Origin of the sequence: Pseudomonas oryzihabitans, assembly GCF_006384975.1 — a bacterium.
Taxonomy (GTDB): domain Bacteria; phylum Pseudomonadota; class Gammaproteobacteria; order Pseudomonadales; family Pseudomonadaceae; genus Chryseomonas; species Chryseomonas psychrotolerans_B.
This window is the reverse complement of the sequence record NZ_CP021645.1, coordinates 2,928,645-2,948,593: the sequence shown is the minus strand read 5'-3', so window position 1 is coordinate 2,948,593 and position 19,949 is coordinate 2,928,645. Positions and strand designations below refer to the sequence as shown.

At 66.4% G+C, this 19,949-nt stretch carries 15 protein-coding genes and 1 pseudogene; 6 read left to right on the top strand and 10 right to left on the bottom strand.

The window, feature by feature from the left end:
* Positions 1-4 precede the first annotated feature (4 nt).
* The 3 genes from pqqB to pqqF all read right to left on the bottom strand — a co-directional run bounded on the left by pqqB (position 5) and on the right by pqqF (position 3,613).
* Complete coding sequence (gene pqqB / locus CCZ28_RS13150) at positions 5-916, bottom strand: pyrroloquinoline quinone biosynthesis protein PqqB (protein WP_140218694.1); 912 nt, start codon at positions 914-916, stop codon at positions 5-7.
* A 55-nt stretch (positions 917-971) separates the two neighbouring features.
* Entirely contained in the window at positions 972-1,043 is a 72-nt protein-coding gene (gene pqqA, locus CCZ28_RS13145) for a pyrroloquinoline quinone precursor peptide PqqA (RefSeq protein WP_003243383.1), read from the bottom strand.
* Between the two features lie 182 nt (positions 1,044-1,225).
* Positions 1,226-3,613: a pyrroloquinoline quinone biosynthesis protein PqqF gene (gene pqqF, locus CCZ28_RS13140; RefSeq protein WP_140218692.1), complete on the bottom strand. Its 2,388-nt coding sequence runs from the start codon at positions 3,611-3,613 to the stop codon at positions 1,226-1,228.
* 120 nt (positions 3,614-3,733) lie between these two features.
* On the opposite strand from pqqF, the gene iolG reads away from it, so the two are divergent.
* Positions 3,734-4,726 (top strand): inositol 2-dehydrogenase, encoded by a 993-nt coding sequence (gene iolG, locus CCZ28_RS13135; RefSeq protein WP_140218690.1) that lies wholly within the window; start codon positions 3,734-3,736, stop codon positions 4,724-4,726.
* A 69-nt stretch (positions 4,727-4,795) separates the two neighbouring features.
* Positions 4,796-5,713: a sugar ABC transporter substrate-binding protein gene (locus tag CCZ28_RS13130; protein WP_140218688.1), complete on the top strand. Its 918-nt coding sequence runs from the start codon at positions 4,796-4,798 to the stop codon at positions 5,711-5,713.
* Positions 5,714-5,820: 107 nt separating this feature from the next.
* Here the strand turns inward: CCZ28_RS13130 and CCZ28_RS13125 are convergent, their stop codons facing one another.
* Entirely contained in the window at positions 5,821-8,253 is a 2,433-nt protein-coding gene (locus CCZ28_RS13125) for a glucose/quinate/shikimate family membrane-bound PQQ-dependent dehydrogenase (protein ID WP_140218686.1), read from the bottom strand.
* Positions 8,254-8,580: 327 nt separating this feature from the next.
* Here CCZ28_RS13125 and CCZ28_RS13120 point away from each other — a divergent pair, with 327 nt between their 5' ends.
* From CCZ28_RS13120 to CCZ28_RS25110, 3 genes and pseudogenes are all read left to right on the top strand, one after another.
* Positions 8,581-9,531: an AEC family transporter gene (locus tag CCZ28_RS13120; protein ID WP_140218684.1), complete on the top strand. Its 951-nt coding sequence runs from the start codon at positions 8,581-8,583 to the stop codon at positions 9,529-9,531.
* 111 nt (positions 9,532-9,642) lie between these two features.
* Positions 9,643-10,674, top strand: a pseudogene (locus CCZ28_RS25115) (HAMP domain-containing protein); the annotation flags it as partial.
* A gap of 93 nt (positions 10,675-10,767) precedes the next feature.
* Positions 10,768-11,532 (top strand): methyl-accepting chemotaxis protein, encoded by a 765-nt coding sequence (locus CCZ28_RS25110; protein WP_437179221.1) that lies wholly within the window; start codon positions 10,768-10,770, stop codon positions 11,530-11,532.
* Positions 11,533-11,581: 49 nt separating this feature from the next.
* Here CCZ28_RS25110 and CCZ28_RS13110 read toward each other — a convergent pair whose 3' ends face one another.
* The 5 genes from CCZ28_RS13110 to CCZ28_RS13090 form a co-directional block, all read right to left on the bottom strand.
* Positions 11,582-12,676: an ABC transporter ATP-binding protein gene (locus CCZ28_RS13110; RefSeq protein WP_140218680.1), complete on the bottom strand. Its 1,095-nt coding sequence runs from the start codon at positions 12,674-12,676 to the stop codon at positions 11,582-11,584.
* A gap of 17 nt (positions 12,677-12,693) precedes the next feature.
* Complete coding sequence (locus CCZ28_RS13105) at positions 12,694-14,379, bottom strand: alpha-glucosidase family protein (RefSeq protein WP_140218678.1); 1,686 nt, start codon at positions 14,377-14,379, stop codon at positions 12,694-12,696.
* 6 nt (positions 14,380-14,385) lie between these two features.
* On the bottom strand, positions 14,386-15,228 hold the full coding sequence (locus CCZ28_RS13100) for a carbohydrate ABC transporter permease (RefSeq protein WP_140218676.1): 843 nt from the start codon (positions 15,226-15,228) through the stop codon (positions 14,386-14,388).
* The gene (locus CCZ28_RS13095) at positions 15,225-16,214 is read right to left on the bottom strand and encodes a carbohydrate ABC transporter permease (protein WP_140218673.1); all 990 of its coding nucleotides are present in this window, start codon (positions 16,212-16,214) and stop codon (positions 15,225-15,227) included. Before CCZ28_RS13095 ends, CCZ28_RS13100 begins: the two co-directional genes overlap by 4 nt.
* Positions 16,215-16,308: 94 nt before the next feature.
* Positions 16,309-17,565 carry an ABC transporter substrate-binding protein gene (locus CCZ28_RS13090; RefSeq protein ID WP_205894580.1) on the bottom strand — a complete coding sequence of 419 codons (1,257 nt, stop codon included), beginning with the start codon at positions 17,563-17,565 and terminating at the stop codon, positions 16,309-16,311.
* A 361-nt stretch (positions 17,566-17,926) separates the two neighbouring features.
* Between CCZ28_RS13090 and CCZ28_RS13085 the strand changes: the two genes are divergently transcribed.
* Positions 17,927-18,958, top strand: coding sequence for a LacI family DNA-binding transcriptional regulator (locus CCZ28_RS13085; protein WP_140218669.1), 1,032 nt, complete (start codon positions 17,927-17,929; stop codon positions 18,956-18,958).
* Here CCZ28_RS13085 and CCZ28_RS13080 read toward each other — a convergent pair.
* On the bottom strand, positions 18,955-19,947 hold the full coding sequence (locus tag CCZ28_RS13080) for a LacI family DNA-binding transcriptional regulator (RefSeq protein ID WP_140218667.1): 993 nt from the start codon (positions 19,945-19,947) through the stop codon (positions 18,955-18,957). The two genes, CCZ28_RS13085 and CCZ28_RS13080, sit on opposite strands and share 4 nt — an antisense overlap.
* Between the last annotated feature and the right edge of the window lie 2 nt (positions 19,948-19,949).

Below are 19,949 nucleotides of genomic sequence, written 5' to 3'. Positions count from 1 at the left end.
GCGGTCACAACTCGATGGACATCCCGTCCCAGGCGACTTCCACGCCCTGGCGCGCGACGATGGCGCGTTCGGGGGAGTCTTCGTCCAGGATCGGATTGGTGTTGTTGATGTGGATCAGCACCTTGCGCTGGCGCTCGAAGCTGGCCAGCACTTCCAGCATGCCGCCGGGGCCGCTCTGCGGCAGGTGGCCCATCTCGGTGCCGGTGCGGGTGCCCACGCCGCGACGCTGCATCTCGTCGTCGGTCCAGAGGGTGCCGTCCACCAGCAGGCAATCGGCCTGGCCCATCAGCTCCAGCAGGGCGGCGTCCGGCTGGCCCAGGCCCGGGGCATAGAACAGCTTGCCGCCGGTACGCCGGTCGTGGACCAGCAGGCCCAGGTTGTCGCCGGGGTGCGGATCGTGGCGATGGGGCGAATAGGGCGGCGCGGCGCTGCGCAGCGGGAAGGGCGTGAATTCTAGGTTCGGGCAGGCTGGGATGGTGAAGCTGCCGCTCAGGCCTATGGGGCGCCAGGTGAGACCACCGTTCCAGTGCTGGAGCATGTTGAACAGTGGAAAACCGGTGGTCAGGTCCTGGTGGACCATCTCGGTGCACCAGACCTCGTGGGGGCAGCCCTCGCGCAGGCTGAGCAGGCCGGTGGTGTGGTCGATCTGGCTGTCCAGCAGGACGATGGCGCGGATGCCGGTGTCGCGCAGGGCCCGCGCCGGTTGCAGCGGAGCGAAACCGGCCAGTTGGGCACGGATGTCGGGCGAGGCGTTGCACAGGATCCAGTTCACCCCGTCGTCGGACAGGGCGATGGAGGATTGGGTACGGGCCTGGGCCTTGAGGGTGCCCTTGCGGAAGCCGTCGCAATTGGGGCAGTTGCAGTTCCACTGGGGAAAGCCGCCGCCAGCGGCGGAGCCGAGAATCTGGATATGCATGGGAAAGGCTAAACCTGGAAAAAGTACGCCCCGGCGGACCGGGGCGTGGGGCGCATCAACGGTTGGCGAAGTACATGGTGACTTCGAAGCCGATGCGCAGGTCAGTGTAGGCAGGCTTGGTCCACATGGGAGGTCTCCTTTTTTGACTGCGAAAGCCGGATGGATCCGGTCGCCAAGTTTAACAAAGTTGCTTGGCTAAGGGTTTTGCCGATAGCGAATCGGTGGGCTGGTACGGACATAACTGTCTTACCGATCCTGCAACAGATGGACCGCTGCCGGTTGCCGACGCTCCCGGGAATATGTTGAAAGCTATGACAGCCAGCCGGATGGCGCGGCGGCATTGGCCAGGACGAAGCGCGGGGCGTCCAAGGCCGTGAGCTGGCTCCAGGCCTGCAGCAGGGCGGGCTCGTCCAGCGCGGCGATGGCGGTTCTTAGTGGCCCGAGGTCCAGGGCGCCGGTGCGCTGGAAGCCCCACCAGAGGCGTTCGGCCAGGGCGCCGCGCTGGGTGGTCAGGGGACCGAAGTCGCGCGCCAATTGCTGGATGCTGTCGGCCATTGCCTGGGTATCGGCGACCACGGCCGGGCGACTGTCGCTGAGGCAGGCCTCGATTTCCGCGAGGATGTCCAGGGCACTGGCATGGGGCGACTGCACGCCAATCAGCAGGCCGCTCTGGTCGCCCAATTGGCGATAGGCGGAAAACACCGCGTAGCCCAGTTGCCGCTCGCTGCGCAGGCGGCAGAACAGCGGCGCTTGCAGACGCGCCGCCAGCAGGCGCCAGGCGGCTTCGGTGGCAGGCAATGCGTTGGGTTGCGGGCAGAACAGCAGGAGTGCCTGCTGGGCGTCGGCTCTGGGTTCAAGCTGCCAATGGCGACCACTGAAGCGTGGGGGTTCGCCGAGCGGTACGGCTCGCGGTTGGGGCGGCGGGGCGACCGTCGCCAAGGCCGCCTGGGCGATGGGTGGCAGGCCACAGGCCAGGGCCTGCCAGGCGGGGCCGCCGTCACCGCTGCCTGGGGTGACGGCCGGCAGACGCTCCGGCAGGACCTTGAGCAATTGGCGGATCAGCATGGGTTCGGGCGGTGACTGGGTGGCTGCCCTTGGGCCATCGAATTCGTCGGCCAGACCATCGAGCGCCTGTTGCAATGTCTTCGGCAAGGCCTCGGCCCAGCCCTGGAGCCGCAGCTCCCAGGGCGCGCCTGGCGGACTCCAACGTAGATTGACGCCGGCCTCGGCGGCCAGCCGGGGCAGGGCACCCAGGACCGTCGCCTGCGGCGCCACGGGCGCCTGCCCCGGCCACTGCCAGCGCAGGAACAGCACTCCGTCGCGCTGCTGGGGCGCCAGTGCCTGGCTGAGCGGCCAGGGCTGGATGTCGGGGGTCGGCAGCCCGGGGAGCGGGGCGAGCAGGGGATTGGCGGGTGGCAGGCCGAAGGGGGTGGCGACTGCTACCTCTGCGCCCTGCTCATCTGGCAGGCCAGCCGCGAAGCCGCTGAGTCGTTGCGGCACCAGGAGGGCGAGCAGTCGGGGCCAGGCGGCGCGGGCCGTGGCGGAGAGTGCCGGTTGCGGCCAGGCCAGGCCGCCACGGTCCAGCCAGAGTCGCTCGCCGAGGCGGCGCACCAGCGCCAGGGCAGGCAGGGTGGCCCACTGGCGCTGGACCCGGGCGGCGTGATCCTGCTCCAAGTTGGCGAGGGGCACCTGGCGCAGGGCTGCCAACCAGGCGCAGAGGGCGGCGGTCAGCGCGGCCGGTGTAGTTCGCGGGCCAGGTACGACAGCCAGGCGCAACAGGCCCTGGCGCTCCTGGCGATAGGGCCAGGCGAGGTCCAGACGCTCGGCCAGGCCCGCCTGGCGCAGGGTCGCCAGCAGCCCGCCCGGCTGTTCGCCGAGCAGCAGGGCTTCGAGCAATTCCGCGGCTTCCCAACTGCCAGGGAGCAGATCGTCGAGGGCGAATTGCACGGCCAGCGCCGGGGCTGCGACGGCGCTCGTCTGCCAGCGCTCGCCCAGCGCGGGGAGCGGCGAGGGCACCTTGGCACCTGGCGGCGGACCAGGCGGCAGGACAGCGCCGTGTTCGCGGGCCTGGCGCTCCAGTTCGGCCAGGGGCTGCGGCCCGGCCAATACCAGCAGGGCGTTGCTCGCGCGGTAATGGTGCTGCTGGAAGGCGCGCAGCGCCGTCTGGAAGGCGGCGCTGTGCAGCGGCAGGCTGTATCTATTGCCGGCGTGGAAGCCTCTGGCCGGGTGTGCGGCCGGCAGGCCCGTGGCCAGGGCCAGGTCCCTGCGGGTGTCGGCGCTGCGTGACCAGGCGATGAATTCGGCGTGCAGCACCTCGCGCTCGCGGTGCTGGGCGTCCAGGGCCAGCAGGGGCGCGGCGAGCATGTCCAGCAGCCGGGCGAGGCCGGCGCCCAGGTGCTCGGGGGCCAGGGCGAAGAAGAAGTCGGTGGTGGTCTCGCGGGTGCTGGCGTTGAGTTCGCCACCCAGGCGTTGCACCAGGGGCATCAGGCCGTCCGCCACCGGATAGCGCTGACTGCCGAGAAAGAACAGGTGTTCGAGGAAGTGGGCCAGGCCCGGATAGGCGCGGGGGGCCTGGTGGCTGCCGGCACCGATGCGTACCAGCGCGGCCGCCTGCGGCAGTTCGGGATCGTGCAGCAGGGCAACGGCCAGGCCGTTGGCCAGGCGCAGGCGACGATGATGGGTGGGGGTGGGCAGCATAGTGACTAGCTTAGCGGACTCGCCCGCCAAGAGGACAAAGGTTTCAGTGGACGAAATGGAAAATATTGTTTATTTATTCTTTTAGAAGAAAAACAATTCCAAAAAATAGGAGATCGCTTCATGCTGCGCTTCGCCCTCTTTGGTGCCGGTCGCATCGGCCGCCTGCACGCCGACACCCTGAGTCGCCATCCCGCCGCCCAGCTCGCCTACGTCTATGACGTCCATCGTCCCTCCGCCGAGCAGGTGGCGGGGTTGCACGGCGCCCGGGTGGCGACCGACGTGGCCGAGGCGCTCGCCGATCCGACGGTGGACGCCGTACTCATCGCTTCCAGTACCGACACCCACGTCGACCTGCTGGAGCAGGCGGTCAAGGCTGGCAAGGCAGTGCTCTGCGAAAAGCCCATCGACCTCGACTTCGCCCGGGTCCAGGCCTGCCGGCAACAGCTGGAAGGCACCGACCGGCCGATCCAGATCGGCTTCAATCGCCGCTTCGACCCCGGCCACCTGGCCCTGCGCGAGGCGCTCCAGGCCGGCGAGATCGGCAATCTGGAGCAGTTGATCATCACCAGCCGCGATCCCGGGTTGCCTTCGCTGGACTACCTGCGCAGCTCCGGCGGCCTGTTCCGCGACATGTTGATCCACGACTTCGACATGGCCCGTTTCATTCTCGGCGAGGAGCCGGTGAAGCTGTGCGCCTACGGCAGCGCCTTGGTCGCCCCGGAAGTGGCGGAGGTGGGCGATATCGACTCGGTGATGGTGATCCTCGAGACCGCCTCAGGCCGGCTCTGCCACATCAACGGTTCACGACGCGCCTGCTATGGCTACGACCAGCGCATCGAGGCCCTCGGCAGCCGCGGCATGCTGGTGTCCGGCAACCGCCATCGCACCCCGCTGGAACGCTACAGCGACAACAGCGCCGCCGCACGCGAACCTCTGATGAACTTCTTCATTGATCGCTACGAAGAAGCCTATCGCGCCCAGGTTGGTGCCTTCGTCACGGCGGTGGAGCAGGGCGCGGCCATCCAGCCCAGCTTCGAGGACGGCTACCAGGCCCAGCGCCTGGCCGAGGCGGCCATCGAGTCCTTGCGCAGCGGCGCCAGCGTCACCCTGTAACGCCCTGCCGGCTGCGTGCGGCTGGCGCTTCCGTGGTCCCCATAACACCAAAACAAGAGAAGACCCGTCATGAAAAGAGTTTGTCTGCTCGTCATCTCCACCCTGTTCAGCACCCTGGCGTTGGCCGATCTGCGCATAGGGGTGAGCATCGCCCAGTTCGACGACAACTTCCTTACCTACCTGCGCGAGGCCATGGCCGACGAGGCCAAGCGCGAGGGTGGGGTGCAGCTGCAATTCGAGGACGCCCGCGGTGACGTGGTGCGCCAACTGAGCCAGGTGGAAAGCTTCGTCAACCAGAAGGTCGATGCCGTGGTGGTGACGCCGGTGGACACCGCTGCCACCCGCAATATGACCGCCGCGGCCAAGAAGGCCGGCATCCCGCTGCTGTACGTTAATCGTCGGCCCCAGGAAGAGCTGCCCGCTGGCGTGGTGTACATCGGCTCCAACGAGAAGCTGGCCGGTCGGCTGCAGATGGAGGCGCTGGCGCAGAAGATGGGCGGCAAGGGCAATCTCGCCATCATGCTCGGCCTGCTCTCCAACGATGCCACCCATGGCCGTACCGCCGGGGTCAAGGAGGTGCTGGCCAAGTACCCGGACATCAAGGTGGTGGAAGAGCAGACCGCCGAATGGCAGCGTGACAAGGGCATGGACCTGATGAGCAACTGGCTGACGTCCGGTCGCCAGATCGACGCCGTGGCCTCCAACAACGACGAGATGGCCATCGGTGCCGCCATGGCCTTGCGCCAGGCCGGCAAGCAGCCGGGCAAGGACGTCTTCATCGGCGGCGTCGACGGCACCCCGGACGGCCTGGCCGCCCTGCAGCGTGGCCTGCTCACCGTCACCGTGTTCCACGACGCCAAGGGCCAGGGCCGTGCGGCCATCGAGAACGCGGTCAAGGCCGCGCGCAAGGAAACGGTCCCGGCGGTGGTGGACATTCCCTTCGAACTGGTGACGGCGGACAACGTCGCGCAATTCAAGAATCGCTGAATAAGGCCCGCCACCGAAAGCGCTGTTCAAGGCGCCTGAACGAAAAAGCCCCGACCAATTGGCCGGGGCTTTTTCTTACGCTCTTACGTGCGCTTTCGCGCCTGCCCTTACTTCTTCTCGGGCAGGGCGAAGGCCATCACGTAGTCGCCTTGCTTGGTACCCAGCGAACCATGGCCGCCGGCGTAGACCAGCACGTACTGGCGACCGTCCTTGCCGGTGTAGGTCATGGGGGTGGTCTGGCCACCGGCCGGCAGGCGGCCTTTCCACAGTTCCTTGCCGTTCTTCACGTCATAGGCGCGCAGGTACTGGTCCAGGGTGCCGCTGAGGAAAGCCACGCCACCGGCGGTGGTGACGGTGCCGCCCAGGCTGGGCACGCCCATGGGCAGCGGCAGCGGGACCGGCGAGTTGTCGCGCACGGTGCCGTTCTTGTGCTTGTAGACCAGCTTGCCGGTGGTCAGGTCGAGACCGGCCACGTAGCCCCAGGCGGGTGCCTGGCAGGGCAGGCCCAGGGGCGACAGGAAGGCCGACAGGATCACGCCATAGGGCGCGCCCTTGTTGGGCTGGATGCCCTCGGTCTCGCTCTTTCGCGCCGGCTGGTTGGCGATTTCCTCGCGCGGGATCAGCTTGGAGGTGAAGGCCATGTAGCTGGGGTTGAGGAAGGCGATCTGGCGTACCGGATCGACCGAGATACCACCCCAGTCGAACACGCCGAAGTTACCCGGGTAGACGATGGAGCCCTGGGTGGACGGCGGGGTGTAGATGCCCTCGTAGCGGTGCTCGCGGAAGGCGATGCGGCACAGTGCCTGGTCGAAAGGCGTACCGCCCCACATGTCGCTTTCCTTGAGGGTCGGCGCGGCCAGGTTGATCGAGGAGATCGGCTGGGTCGGCGAGGTGTGGTCGCCTGCCACCGCGCCCTGGGGCACCGGGGTTTCGGTGATCGGGTAGATGGGCTGACCATTGGTGCGGTCCAGCACATAGATGCTGCCCTGCTTGGTCGAGGCCATCAGCGCGGGTTTCACGCCGTCAGCGGTCTTGATGTCCACCAGGGTCGGCTGGCCGCCCACGTCCATGTCCCAGAGGTCATGGTGGGTGAACTGGTAGTTCCAGCGCACCTTGCCGGTGGCGATATCGAGGGCGACGACGCCAGCGCTGTACTTCTCGGAGGCCGGGGTACGGTCACCGCCCCACTGGTCGGGCATCTGGTTGCCCATGGGCAGATAGACCATGCCGACCTTTTCGTCGACTGCCATCATCGACCACATGTTGGGCGAGTTGCGGGTGTAGATGCCATCGGCGGCGATGGGCGCGGTGGCGTCCGGATTGCCGCTGTCCCAGTTCCACACCAGCTTGCCGGTGTGCACGTCGTAGGCCCGCACGACGCCGGAGGGCTCGTCGGTGGAGACGTTATCGGTGACGTGGCCACCGATGATCACCAGGTTGCGGGTGACTGCCGGCGGCGAGGTGGAGTAGTAACCACCGGGCGTGAAGCTGCCCATGTTGGCGGTCAGGTCGACCTGGCCGTTGTCGCCGAAGTCGCTGCACACCTTGCCGGTATCGGCGTTGATGGCGATCAGGCGGGTGTCGGCGGTGGGCAGGAACAGACGCCGCGGGCAGCTGTTGGCGGCCGGGGTGCTCTGCTCGTCGACCGGAACGGCGGCGCCGGTGGCCGGGCTCTGGCCCGCGGTGGTGGTGCCAGCGTAGGTGGCGTCGTCGTGGTAGGCCACGCCACGGCAGGTCATGTGCGCCCAGCCCTTGAAGCTGTCGGCGTGCTGGGTGCTCAGCTTGGGATCGAAGCGCCAGATTTCCTTGCCGCTGTCGGGATCCAAGGCGATCACCTGGCTGTGCGGCGTGCAGACGTAGAGCATGCCGTTGACCTTGAGCGGGGTGTTTTCCGCGGTGGTCTCCTGGGGATCGTTCGGTCCGGGAAGGTCGCCGGTACGGGTGGTCCAGGCCACTTCCAGATCCTTCACGTTGTTCACGTCGATCTGCTTGAGCGGCGAGTAGCGATCACCGAAGGCGGTACGGCCGTAGGAGGGCCAGTCACCATCGGCGGCGGTCGGAGCGGCGCTCGTGGTGCCGGCGGTATCGCGGCCCAGGTCACCGTCCAGACGGTTGTAGTTGACGAACTGGGCGACCAGGGCGACGACGCCGGCGATCACCAGGGAACCGATCAGCGGCAGGCCACCGCTGCGGCTGTCCAGCGGCCGGCGGAATGCCGGGATCAGCAGGACCAGGCCGAGCACGAACCACAGCGCCAGGCGCGGCACCAGTTGCCACCAGTCGAATTGCACTTCCAGCACGGCCCAGGCGGTGGAGACCACCAGGAAGAAGGCATAGACCCAGACGCCACTGGCGCGCCGGATGAACAGCAGGTAACCGCTCAGGGCGAGCAGCACGCCACCGCCGAGGTAGTACAGGGAGCCCCCGAGGGTGGCCAGTTTGATGCCCAGCCCCAAGAGGCCCAGGCCCAGGAGGATAAACAGGATGCCGAGTAACCTGGTAGGCAGGCCTCCCGGTCTCGCAGAGGAAGTGACAGTCATAGCAGCGCTCGCAATACAATCGTAGAAGAGGATGTTCGACTCGATCGACGACATCGCAAATCGGAACCGCATGCGGATCTGTCGTCTGCTACGTCTGAACCTATTGTCTGTCTTATCGTTCCACCCCTTCGTGGGCTTCCCTGGCGGGTAGCCTAGAGCGGTTGCGCTGAGGCGAGCCGTGGGCTGGCTTGGAGGGTGTCGTCTGAATCGGGCGGGTAGATAGTAAGCTAAGGACCTTCTGATGTCACTTCGCGATGATTGCCGGAGCGGCCCCAGGCGACGCCACCCTGCTACCATCGCCAGCCTTTTCCCCGGCCCGCCCTGTCCATGTCCGACGTCCTAACCCTGGTCCAGGCGACCTTCAACGTCACCGCACCCGTCTTTGCCCTGGTGCTGCTCGGCTGCGTGCTCAAGCGACTGGGCTGGATCGACACGGCCTTCGTCAATACCGCGTCCAGCCTGGTTTTTCGCGCCACCATGCCGACCCTGCTGTTTCTCGGCATCATCAAGGCGGACCTGGGCGAAGCCTTGCAACCCCTGCTGCTGGGCTATTTCGCGCTGGCCACGGTGACGAGCTTCCTGCTCGTCTGGGCCTGGGCGATCTGGCGCTGTCCCCATGCCGATCGGGGGGTGTACGTGCAGGGCGCCTTTCGCGGCAACTGCGGCATCGTCGGCCTGGCGCTGGCGGCCACCCAGTACGGCGACTATGGCCTGTCGGTGGGCGGCATCCTGGCCGGCATGGTCATCCTCTTCTACAACGTGCTCTCGACCATCGTGCTGGCGCTCTATAGCCCGCACTTGCAGGCCAACTGGCGCACCATCCTGCGCAGTATCCTCGGCAATCCGCTGATCATCGGCATCCTGGTGGCCATTCCCTTCGCCTACTGGCAATGGCAACTGCCGCGCTGGCTGGAGAGTTCAGCGCGCTACTTCGCTGGGCTCACCCTGCCGCTGGCACTGATGTGCATCGGCGCCACCCTCTCGTTGGCGGCGCTGCGCGAGAGCAGCCGTCTGGCACTGGGGGCCAGCCTGTGGAAGATCGTCTGGATACCCCTGCTCGGCGTGCTGGGCGCTCTGGCCCTGGGCATCCAGGGACCGGCGCTGGGTATCCTGTTCCTCTACCTGGGCTGCCCCACGGCTGCCTCCAGCTTCGTCATGGCTCGCGCCGCAGGGGGCAATGCCCAACTGGCGGCGGCCATCGTGGTGATCAGTACCCTGGGCGGGATGTTTACCACCAACCTCGGCCTATTGTTGCTGAAAGCATTGAGCCTGATATAAGACGCTAAATTCCTGGCGGGAGGCTCAAGGACGCGGCTTTAACAGCCGATACAGAGAGGCGGCGGTATTGTTCCGGTGCTGCCTTTTTTCTCATCTGTCCAAGGACATACGATGCGCGGACAACTCAGGTTCAGTCACAAGATCTTATTGACGGCGGCGCTGGTCGTGACCGTCGCGCTGGTGGGTTTTTCCGGATTCAACGCCTATCTGCAGCGCACGACCATCGACCGCGAACTGCGGGCCTCCCTGAGCGAAGGCGGACGAATCGCCGCGGCCAACATCGCGTTCTGGCTGGATGGCCGTATCCGCCTGTTGGAAAGCCAGGCGGACGTACTGCGCCGTGATAGCTCGCCGGAAACGCTCAGCGCCGTGCTGCAGCAGAAGACTTACGCCGCGAGTTTCGATACCGCCTACCTGGGCGGTGCCGATGGTTCCTATACGGCCTATCCGCAATCCCCGGTGCCGGCTGGCTACGATCCGCGCAAGAGACCCTGGTACATCGAGCCCACGACCGCGGGCAGGACCGTGTTGATGAAGCCCTATGTCTTCGCTACCACCGGCAAGCTGGGCATGCCCATCACCACCCCCCTGATCCGCGATGGTCAGGTCATCGGCGTGGTAGGGGGCGACGTCAATCTCTCGACCCTGACCAGCATCATCACCTCGCTCAATGCGGGCGGTCTGGGTGAGGCCTTTCTGGTCGACGGCGACGGCAAGATTCTCGTCAGCGGTCACCCCGAACAGGTCCTGAAGAATCTCAAGGACATCTTTCCCGACGATACGCCAAGCGTCACCCCGGGCTTCAGCACTACCTACCAGGACGGCACCGAACGCCTGATCAGCTTCACGCCGGTGGAAGGCCTGCCCTCGGTCAAGTGGTACCTGGGCCAGTCCATCGACCAGGCCAAGGCCTATGCTCCGGTCACCCAGGCGCGCAACCTGGCCATCGTGGCGACGGTGATCGCGGTGATCGCCATCATTTTGCTGCTGGGCCTGTTGATCCGGGTGCTGCTGCGACCGCTGCGCGACCTGTCCCGCGCCATGCAGGACATCGCCCAGGGTGAGGGCGATCTGACCCGTCGGCTACCGGTGCAGACCCGCGATGAATTCGGTGTCTTGGCCGAAGCCTTCAATCAGTTCGTGGCCCGTATCCACACCTCGATCCGCGAGGTGGCCCAGACCACCGGCGAGCTGAACCAGAGCACCCGGCGCGTGCTGGAGTCTTCGCAGTCCTCCATGCAGCAGTCGGATGTGCAATCCCAGCGCACTACCAGTGTGGCCGCGGCCATCAACGAAATGGGCGCCGCCACTCAGGAGATCGCCCGCAACGCCGCCCACGCCTCCGGCGAGGCGCGTAGTGCGCGCCAACAGGGCGAAGAAGGCCGTGAGGTGCTCAACGAAGCCCTGCACGCCATGCAGGCGCTGTCAGCGAAGATCGGCACCAGTTGCGAGCATATCGAAGCGCTCAACGGCAAGGCCGCCAACATCGGTCAGATCCTCGAAGTCATCCGCGGTATTTCCGAGCAGACCAACCTCTTGGCACTCAACGCCGCCATCGAGGCAGCCCGCGCGGGCGAGGCCGGCCGTGGCTTCGCCGTGGTTGCTGATGAAGTCCGCTCCCTGGCCAGCCGCACCCAGAGTTCGGCGCAGCAGATCCAGCAGATGATCGAAGAACTGCAGAACGGTTCGCGCGATGCGGTGGCGCTGATGCAGGAAAGCCAGCGGCAGAGCGCCCACAGCATGCAGGTGGCGCAGCAGGCCGGGAGCAGTCTGGGCAGCGTCACCGAGCGCATCGGCGAGATCGACGGCCAGAACCAGTCCGTCGCCACCGCGACCGAAGAGCAGACCTCGGTGGTGGAAACCCTGAACATGGATATCAGCGAGATCAACCTGCTGAACCAGCAGGGCGTGGACAACCTCCAGGCGACCCTGGCGGCTTGCACGGCGCTGGAAGCCGAGGCCGGTCGGCTGCAACGGCTGGTCGGTGGTTTCAGGATCTAGTAAGTGCCCGCCGCGCCTCCCTGCTCGAGGCGGCGCGGCGGTGGAGCCCTCAGGCGACCGCGCTATGCCGGTGCTGGCGCAGCGCGCGACCTTCCGCATCGAAGTAGCGCAGGTGTTCGGGGGCGCTGGTCAGCTGTACCTGTTGGCCGTGGTGCAGCTCGGCCTTGCCGGCTACCTTGGCCACCAGCGGTTCACCGCCGTTGCCTAGGTCCACATACACCAGCGTCAATTCGCCGAGTTGCTCGGTCAGGGTGACGGTGCCGGACAGGATGCCCTGGCCGGCCGGGACCAGGTGTAGATGCTCCGGGCGGACGCCCAGGTGCAGCTCACCCTGGATGCCGGCCGGCGCGCTCAGCGTTTGAGCGCCTTGCGCACCGTGCAGATCCAGGTGCCCTTCGCGGGCGGTGGCGGGCAGGATGTTCATCGCCGGCGAGCCGAGGAAGCGGGCGACGAACAGGTTGTCCGGATCGTCGTAGAGTTCCAGGGGCGAACCGACCTGCTCGACGCGACCGCCGTTGAGCACCACGATGCGGTCGGCCAGGGTCATGGCCTCCACCTGATCGTGGGTGACGTAGATCATGGTGGTGTTGGGCATCTGCTCGTGCAGCCGGGCGATCTCGATGCGCGTCTGCACGCGCAGGGCGGCGTCGAGGTTGGACAGGGGTTCGTCGAACAGGAACACCTTGGGATCGCGGGTAATGGCCCGGCCGATCGCCACGCGCTGGCGCTGGCCACCGGACAGCGCCTTGGGCAGCCGCTCGAGGTAAGGCGTGAGTTGCAGCGCCTCGGCGGCGCGGCGGACGCGGACGTCGATCTCCGACTTGGGCGTGCCCTTGTCCAGGGTCAGGCCGAAGGCCATGTTCTGGTAGACCGTCATGTGCGGATAGAGCGCATAGGACTGGAACACCATGGCGATCCCGCGCTCCTTGGGCGTGCGGTCGTTGACCACCTCGCCATCGATGGAGAAGGTGCCCGCAGTGATGTCTTCCAGGCCGGCGATGACCCGCAGCAGGGTCGACTTGCCGCAGCCGGACGGGCCGACGAAGACGATGAATTCTCCCGAGCGGATGTCGAGGTCGATGTGCTGCAGGATCTCGACGTTGCCGTAGCGTTTCTTGATCCCTTTGAGGGTGAGCGTGGTCATCCAGAAGTCCTCATCGGTTAGCGGTGATCGGCGCCGCCCGCGAGGCGGGCGATCAGGCCGGAATGGGGCGGTAGCAGCAGGCGCTGGCGCTCGAGGCGACCGCCCAGCAGCGCTGGCGTGAGATCTTCCCGCAGGTGCTCGGCGAGATTCGGCGCAAGCGCCAGTTCCAGCGGCTGGCCATCGGCCAGGTTGAAGGCCACCAGCAGGCGTTCTTCGCCGAGCTGTCTTTCGAAGGCGAGCACCTGCGGATGCAGGTCGAGAAACTCGATCGAGCCCTTGACCAATGCCGGGAGCGTTCGGCGCCAGGCGAGCAGGGTGCGATAGCAGGCGAGCAGGGAGTCGACGCGTTGCGCCTGACGATCGACCGCCAGCGGCAGGTGTTTGGCCGGTACCGGCAGCCAGGGTCTGGCCGTCGACTCGGTGAAACCACCATGAGGCAGCGCGGCGCTCCAGACCATGGGCGTACGGCAGCCGTCGCGGCCCTTGATGGCCGGCCAGTAGCGCTTGCCCCAGGGATCGACGATGTCGGCGAAGGCGATGTCCGCCTCGGTCTGGCCCAGTTCTTCGCCCTGGTACAGGCACACCGAGCCGCGCAGGGTGAGCAGGATCGCCGCCGCCAGGCGCAGGATGGCCGTGCCGTCCGGCCGGTCCTTGGCCCAGCGCGAGGCATGGCGCACCACGTCATGGTTGGAAAAGGCCCAGCAGGCCCAGCCATCGGCGGCCGCCCGCTCGAAGTCCTCGATCACCGGCCGGATATCCTCTACCGCCGGCAGGGCGGTGTTGAGGAAGTCGAAGGCGTAGCACATGTGCAGTCGATCGCCGCCGCCGGTGTATTCGGCCATCAGCGCCGTGCCATGAATCATTTCGCCCACCTCGCCGACGGCGGTGGCCGCCGGATACTCGTCGAGCAGGGCGCGGAAACGCCGCAGGAAACCGAGGTTTTCCGGGCGATTCTTGTCGTAGCGGTGATCTTGCCAGTTGTAGGGGCGATCCCGCGGGGCCAGGCGCTCGTTCTGCAATTCCGGCGGCAGCGGTGGATTGTCTCTTAGCTCGGCGTCGTGGAAATAGAAGTTCGCGGTATCGAGGCGGAAGCCGTCGACGCCCCGGTCGAGCCAGAAGCGCACCACGTCCAGCACCGCCTGCACCACAGCTTCGTTGTGGAAGTTGAGGTCGGGCTGCTCGATGAGGAAATTGTGCAGGTAGTACTGGCCACGGCCGGCGTCCCATTCCCAGGAGGAACCGCCGAAGTTGGACAGCCAGTTGTTGGGCGGCGAGCCGTCGGGCTTGGCATCGGCCCAGACGTACCAGTCGGCGCGGGCGTTGTGGCGATCACTGCGACTTTCGGCGAACCAGGGATGGCGGCTGGAGGTGTGCGACAGCACCAGGTCGATCATCACCTTCAGGCCCAGTTCGTGGGCGCGGCTGACCAGAGCATCGAAGTCGGCGAGGGTGCCGAATTGCGGATCGACGTCGCGGTAGTCGGAGACGTCATAGCCGAAATCGGCCATGGGCGAGCGCATGAAGGGCGCGATCCAGATGGCGTCGACCCCCAGGTCGGCGACATAGGGCAGGCGCGCGGTGATGCCGGCGAGATCGCCGATACCGTCGCCGTTGCTGTCCTGGAAGGAGCGTGGATAGATCTCGTAGATCACCGCGCCACGCCACCAGTCGCGGTCGACGGCCTGGGTCTGAGTATTGGCCATGGCGGATTACCCCTTCACACCGCCAGCGGTGAGGCCGGCAACGATCTTGCGTTGGAAGATGAGGACCAGGACGATCAGCGGCAGGGTGACCACCACCGAGGCGGCCATGATGGTGCCCCAGGGGGTTTCCATCTCCGAGGCGCCCGAGAGCAGGGCGATGGCCACCGGTACGGTACGCGTCTCGTTGTTGGCGACGAAGGTCAGGGCGAAGAGGAATTCGTTCCAGGCGGCGATGAAGGCCAGCAGCCCGGTGGTCACCAGCGCCGGCCACATCAGCGGCATGAAGATGCGGGTGACGATGGTGAGCGGCGAGGCGCCATCGACGATGGCCGCTTCCTCGATCTCGGCGGGCAATTCGCGCATGAAGGTGGTCAGCACCCAGACCGTGAAGGGCAGGGTGAAGATCATGTAGGCCAGGATCAGCGACAGCAGGCTGTTGTAGAGGCCCAGGGCGCGCACCATTTCGAACAGACCGGCGAGCACGGCGATCTGCGGAAACATGGAGACGCCGAGGATCGTCACCAGCAGCAGGCCGCGACCGCGGAAGGGCACGCGCGCCAGGGCATAGGCGGCGGTGATGGCCAGCGCCAGCGACAGCGCCACCACCGACACGGCGACGATCACCGAGTTGAGCAGGTTGTGCAGGAAGGTATCGGTGGATAAGACGCTGGCGTAGTTGGCGAAGGTGACCGCGCGCGGCAGGTAGTCGATCCGGAACAGATCGGTGCCGGTCTTCAGGCTGGTCAGGATCGCGTAGTAGAAGGGAAAGACCGAGAAGACCACGATGGCCACCACCAGCAGGTAGAAACCGGTCTTGGCGGTGAGTTGCTTGAGGGCGCGGGCGTTCATTTGCTGGCTCCCAGGTCGAGACGGGCGGTCTTGAGGTAGATCAGGGTGATCAGCGCGACCACCAGGAACAGCAGGGTCGAGGCCGCCGAGCCCTGGGCGAAGTTGTCGAACTGGAACAGATTTTCCTGGGCATAGACGCTCATGGTCTTGGTCTCGGAATTGTTCGGCGTCAGCACGTAGATCAGATCGAAGACGCGCAGGGCATCGAGGGCGCGGAAGATCACCGCCACCAGGATCGCCGGCCGGATCAGCGGCAGGGTCACGCGGAAGAACACCTTGACTGGATGCACGCCATCGATGCGGGCGGCTTCGTAGACGTCGCCGGGCACCAGCTGCAGACCGGCCAGGATCAGCAGGGCCATGAAGGGCGTGGTCTTCCATACGTCGACGATGATGACCGCGGTCATGGCGGTATCCGGCGAGGCGGTCCAGGCGATGGGCGCCGCCAGGAGGCCGAGGTGGACCAGCAGATCGTTCAAAATGCCGAACTGGTCGTTCATCATCCAGGCCCACAGCTTGGCCGAGACGATGGTGGGAATGGCCCAGGGAATCAGCACCGCCGCCCTGACCAGCGCGCGTCCGGGAAACCGGGCGTTGAGCACCAGCGCCACGATCAGGCCGAAAAAGGTCTCCAGGCTGACCGAGATCAGGGTGTAGCGCACCGTGTTCCAGACCGCCTGCCACCAGACCGGATCCACCAGCACGCCGAAGGCCTCGCCCTGACCATCGCCGTAATCCACCCACTCGTAGTAGTTACGCAAGCCGACGAAGGCAGCGCTGGATAGATCACCCAGGCGGGCATCGGTGAAGGAGAAGTAGATCGTCTTGAGTAGCGGCCAGGCGGCTACCCCGGCGAGCACCACCAGCATCGGCGCGATGAACAGCAGGGCGGCGCGCTGCCGTTGGCGGGACAGCCTGGAGCGCGAATGCGCCGCCTTGGGGGTGACCGCCGCAGGAGGCGTGGGAGCGGATTCGAAGTGGGTCATGATCGGGTGCATCCGTGAAGCTTGGCGTGGCCGGGACAGCCACCAAGGACATGCGCTCGGACCTCGGGGCGAGGTCCGAGCGCTCGTGCAGGCCTTACCAGTCGTTGCGCTTCAGGCGTCGCAACTGCTTGTCCAGGGCGTCGAGATTGCTCGCCGCATCGCCCTGGCCGGCCAGGGTGCGGTTGACGGTGGTCCAGAACTGCTGCGAGACCTCGTTGTAGCGCGTTTTGGTCGGCGCCGAGGGACGCGGGGTAGCGTTCTCGAAGACGTCCTTCCAACGGGCCACCAGCGGTTGCTGGGCAACGATGTCCGGATCCTGGTACAGCGCGGGGATCGATGGCAGGCGAACGTTCAGCAGCGCCCGTTGCTTCTGGGCCTCGGCCGAGACCAGGTAGCGAACCAACTCGATGGCCGCCTGCTGGTGGGTCGAGTACTTGGAGACCGCGAGATTCCAGCCACCCAGGCAGGCCGCCGACTTGCCACCGGCGCCGGCCGGCAGGGGCGCGACCTCGAACTTGCCCTTGATGGGCGAGTCGGCGCCGTTACCCAGCGGGTAGGCATAGGGCCAGTTGCGCATGAACACGGCGTTGCCGGTTTGCCAGACGCCGCGCGCATCCTCCTCTTGATAGCCGAGGACGCCCTTGGGCGCGATGGTGCCGACCCAGCCGTGGGCCATACTCAGCGCCTCGGCGGCCTTGGGGTTGTTGACGGTGATGTCACCCTGGGGCGAGACGATATCGCCGCCGCCATTGGAGGCGATCAACTCCAGGCCCATGCAGGTGGTGCCCTCGTAGGCAGCGCCCTGGAACACGTAGCCGTTGAGCTGGGGTTGCCCGGCGGCACGTTCCGCGTCCTGGATTTCCTTGGCGGTGGTCGCCAGTTCGGTCCAGGTGGTGGGCACGGGCTTGCCGTATTTTTCCAGCAGGTCCTTGCGGTAGTAGAGCGCCGGGGCATCGGAGAACATCGGCATGGCCACCAGCTTGCCATTCACGGTCTGGGAGGCGATCACCGACGGCGAGTGTTGACCGACGACGTCCTTCATGGCGTCCGAAAGGTCGACGAAGCTGGCGGCGAGTTGCGGGGCCCAGACCACGTCGGTGCGGTAGACGTCGATGTCCTTGTTGCCGGCCGACAGCCAGAGGCGGTATTGGCCGAACTGGTCGGTGGCCGAGGCGGGCATGGTTACGATCTTCACCTTGTGTCCACTGGCCTTTTCGAAGGCATCGAGTTGCAGGCGCAACTCCTCGATGTCCTTGCCGATCGAGCCGGCGACGATGGACAACTCCTCGGCCTGGGCGACGCCGCCCAGCAGAACACCGGTGACGAGCACTCCGGCTAGTCGCTTAAACATACTGTTCATCTCCTGGCAGGCAACCGTCCGTGGCAGCCTTCGTCGCCCCTGTGAGCGGCGCGAGCGAAGGCGAAACGGTTACCTGGCCTTTCATTGTTGTTGTTGTCTTCCCAGGTACGGACGCTGCGTGGCGCGGATCGATACAGGCCTTCGAATATGTCGAGGCGCTCTGTCGACCCACTTCACAACCAGCTCAAGTCACCAGGAGAAGTCGATGAAAACCTTATTCAAAGCGCTTTGAAAGCGCTAAATGCAGACTGCGCTACTTTGCCGGGGGTGTCAATCACCGTATTATCCGGCCGCATCCCGATGAGCTTCTTCTTCGAACGGCTTCACCTATCCGCCAGGTACCTACAACAACATGATCAATAGCCTGAAGGATCTCGCGGCCCATCTGGGCCTCTCGCCGACCACCGTGAGCCGGGCGCTGAACGGCTATCCGGAGGTGGGGGCCAAGACTCGCCAGCGAGTACTGGAAGCGGCGCAACGCCTCAACTACCAGCCGAACCCGACCGCGCTGCGGCTGGCGACCGGGCGGGCCGATGCCCTGGGTATCCTGCTGTCGATCCACGACAACATGCTGGAAAATCCCATCGTCACCGATCTGTTGACGGGCATCAGCGAAACGGCCGCCGAATGCGGCCTGGCCATTCATCTGCTGCCCACGCTCAAGGGGCAGGAGCGGGCCGTGTGCGAGCGCGTCATAGGCTCGGGGGCGGTGGACGCCCTGGTGTTGCTGTCGCCGGTGTTCGACGATCCGGAGACCGCCGACCTCGCCGAGATCGCCTTTCCGGTGGTCGCCCACGGCTTGCCGGTCTTTGGCCAGAACGTCGCCTCGCTCAGCGTCGACAGCGTTGGTGCTTTCGCCAAGGGCACCGCACACCTGACGGCGTTCGGCCATCGGCGCATCGCCCTGCTCAATGGTGAAGAGCATCTGGCCTATGGCCGTGATCGCCGAGCGGGCTATCTGGCCGAGCTCGCCGCCGCGGGCCTGAGCGCCGATCCCGCTCTGATGGCTGCCGGGCAGCAGACCTATGCCCGCGGCTACGAGGCGGCGCGCGGCATGCTGGCCCTGGTCGAGCCGCCGACTGCCTTCCTCTGCTCTTCGGTGCTGCAGGCCATAGGCGCAGCCCAGGCCATCGCCGAAGCCGGGCTGAGCATTCCTGGTGACGTCTCCCTCATCGCCCACGACGACGTCGTCGCGGCGCTGCCGACGGAGATCGCCGCACCGGGGCTCACCGTCTTGCGTTCCTCGATCCGTCTGGCCGGGCGGCGCATCGCCCACATGGCCATCGAACGTGCCCGCGGCGTACCCGCGGCAGAACTGGTGGAGGTCTGGGACGTGCCGCTGATCCCCGGTACGTCCACCGGTCCGGTGCGTTCGTCGTGCTAGAGGGAGGCGCGATCCACCAGCGGACAGGCCAACTGATGGCGCGCCCGGTCGTTGGCGCGTCCTTCGATCAGGTGCAGGGCCGCCTCACGCCCGAGTTCGAAGTGCGGTAGCTGAACGGTGGTCAGGGGCGGATGGAACAACTCGGCGACGCCGACCATGTTGTCGTAGCCGAGCACGGCCACGTCTTGCGGAATGCGCAGTCCGCGGGCCAGCAGCCATTGGTAGGCCACCAGGGCGATCCGGTCGTTGCCGCAGATCAGCAGGTCCGGGGTGGTCGCTGCGGTGGCGAAACGGCGCTCCAGCTCGAGGCGGGTCTCGTCGTAGGCGTCGTCGGTGCTCAGGTCATACTGGCCGAGGGCGTCAGCCAGACCGGCTTCCCGGCAGGCGCGCAGCAGACCCTCCTGGCGAAGCGGCCAAGCCGGACTGGGACGCGGCAGATTGATGCTCAGCGGGCGTCGATAGCCGCGAGCCAGGGCCGTGCGCACCGCCTGGTATTGCCCCTCGGCATCGTCCGGTACGTAGCAGGCCATCGCTGCGCGTTCGGCATAGCAGTTGCTCAGGACCACGGGGCGTTCCCCCAGGCCGCTGGGGACCGCTACGGCGCGCAGGTGCATGGAGCTGAAGACGATGCCGTCCGGGCGGTGCGCCAGCATCAATTCGATGTCCTCGGGGCTGGGGCGGTCCTCCAGCAGGTTGAGGATGAACAGATTCCAGCCATGCTCCCGCGTCGTGCGCTCCAGGCCCAGCAGTAGATCCACGGCGAAGGGGGTGGTGGCGGTGCCCAGGGCGAAGACGCCGATGGTCTTGCCGCTGGAGCGTCCACCGCGAATCCGGCGGGCGGCCAGGTCCGGTACGTAGCCGAGCGTCTGGATCGCCGACTGGATGCGGGTCAGGGTCTCGGCGCCGAGCTTTTCCGGATTGTTCAGCGCGCGCGAAACCGTCATGGCCGAGACGCCGGCCAGCCGGGCCACATCCTTCACCGATGGCATCC

Excerpts from the sequence above, each read along its gene's own strand:
- pqqF (WP_140218692.1), bottom strand. The coding sequence starts at position 3,613 with ATGCTGCCCACCCCCACCCATCATCGTCGCCTGCGCCTGGCCAACGGC.
- CCZ28_RS13080 (WP_140218667.1), bottom strand. The coding sequence starts at position 19,947 with ATGCCATCGGTGAAGGATGTGGCCCGGCTGGCCGGCGTCTCGGCCATG.
- CCZ28_RS13105 (WP_140218678.1), bottom strand. The coding sequence starts at position 14,379 with ATGGCCAATACTCAGACCCAGGCCGTCGACCGCGACTGGTGGCGTGGC.
- CCZ28_RS13120 (WP_140218684.1), top strand. The coding sequence starts at position 8,581 with ATGTCCGACGTCCTAACCCTGGTCCAGGCGACCTTCAACGTCACCGCA.
- pqqB (WP_140218694.1), bottom strand. The coding sequence starts at position 916 with ATGCATATCCAGATTCTCGGCTCCGCCGCTGGCGGCGGCTTTCCCCAG.
- CCZ28_RS13100 (WP_140218676.1), bottom strand. The coding sequence starts at position 15,228 with ATGAACGCCCGCGCCCTCAAGCAACTCACCGCCAAGACCGGTTTCTAC.
- CCZ28_RS13110 (WP_140218680.1), bottom strand. The coding sequence starts at position 12,676 with ATGACCACGCTCACCCTCAAAGGGATCAAGAAACGCTACGGCAACGTC.
- CCZ28_RS13090 (WP_205894580.1), bottom strand. The coding sequence starts at position 17,565 with ATGTTTAAGCGACTAGCCGGAGTGCTCGTCACCGGTGTTCTGCTGGGC.
- CCZ28_RS13095 (WP_140218673.1), bottom strand. The coding sequence starts at position 16,214 with ATGACCCACTTCGAATCCGCTCCCACGCCTCCTGCGGCGGTCACCCCC.
- CCZ28_RS13130 (WP_140218688.1), top strand. The coding sequence starts at position 4,796 with ATGAAAAGAGTTTGTCTGCTCGTCATCTCCACCCTGTTCAGCACCCTG.
- CCZ28_RS13125 (WP_140218686.1), bottom strand. The coding sequence starts at position 8,253 with ATGACTGTCACTTCCTCTGCGAGACCGGGAGGCCTGCCTACCAGGTTA.
- CCZ28_RS13085 (WP_140218669.1), top strand. The coding sequence starts at position 17,927 with ATGATCAATAGCCTGAAGGATCTCGCGGCCCATCTGGGCCTCTCGCCG.
- CCZ28_RS25110 (WP_437179221.1), top strand. The coding sequence starts at position 10,768 with ATGCAGCAGTCGGATGTGCAATCCCAGCGCACTACCAGTGTGGCCGCG.
- iolG (WP_140218690.1), top strand. The coding sequence starts at position 3,734 with ATGCTGCGCTTCGCCCTCTTTGGTGCCGGTCGCATCGGCCGCCTGCAC.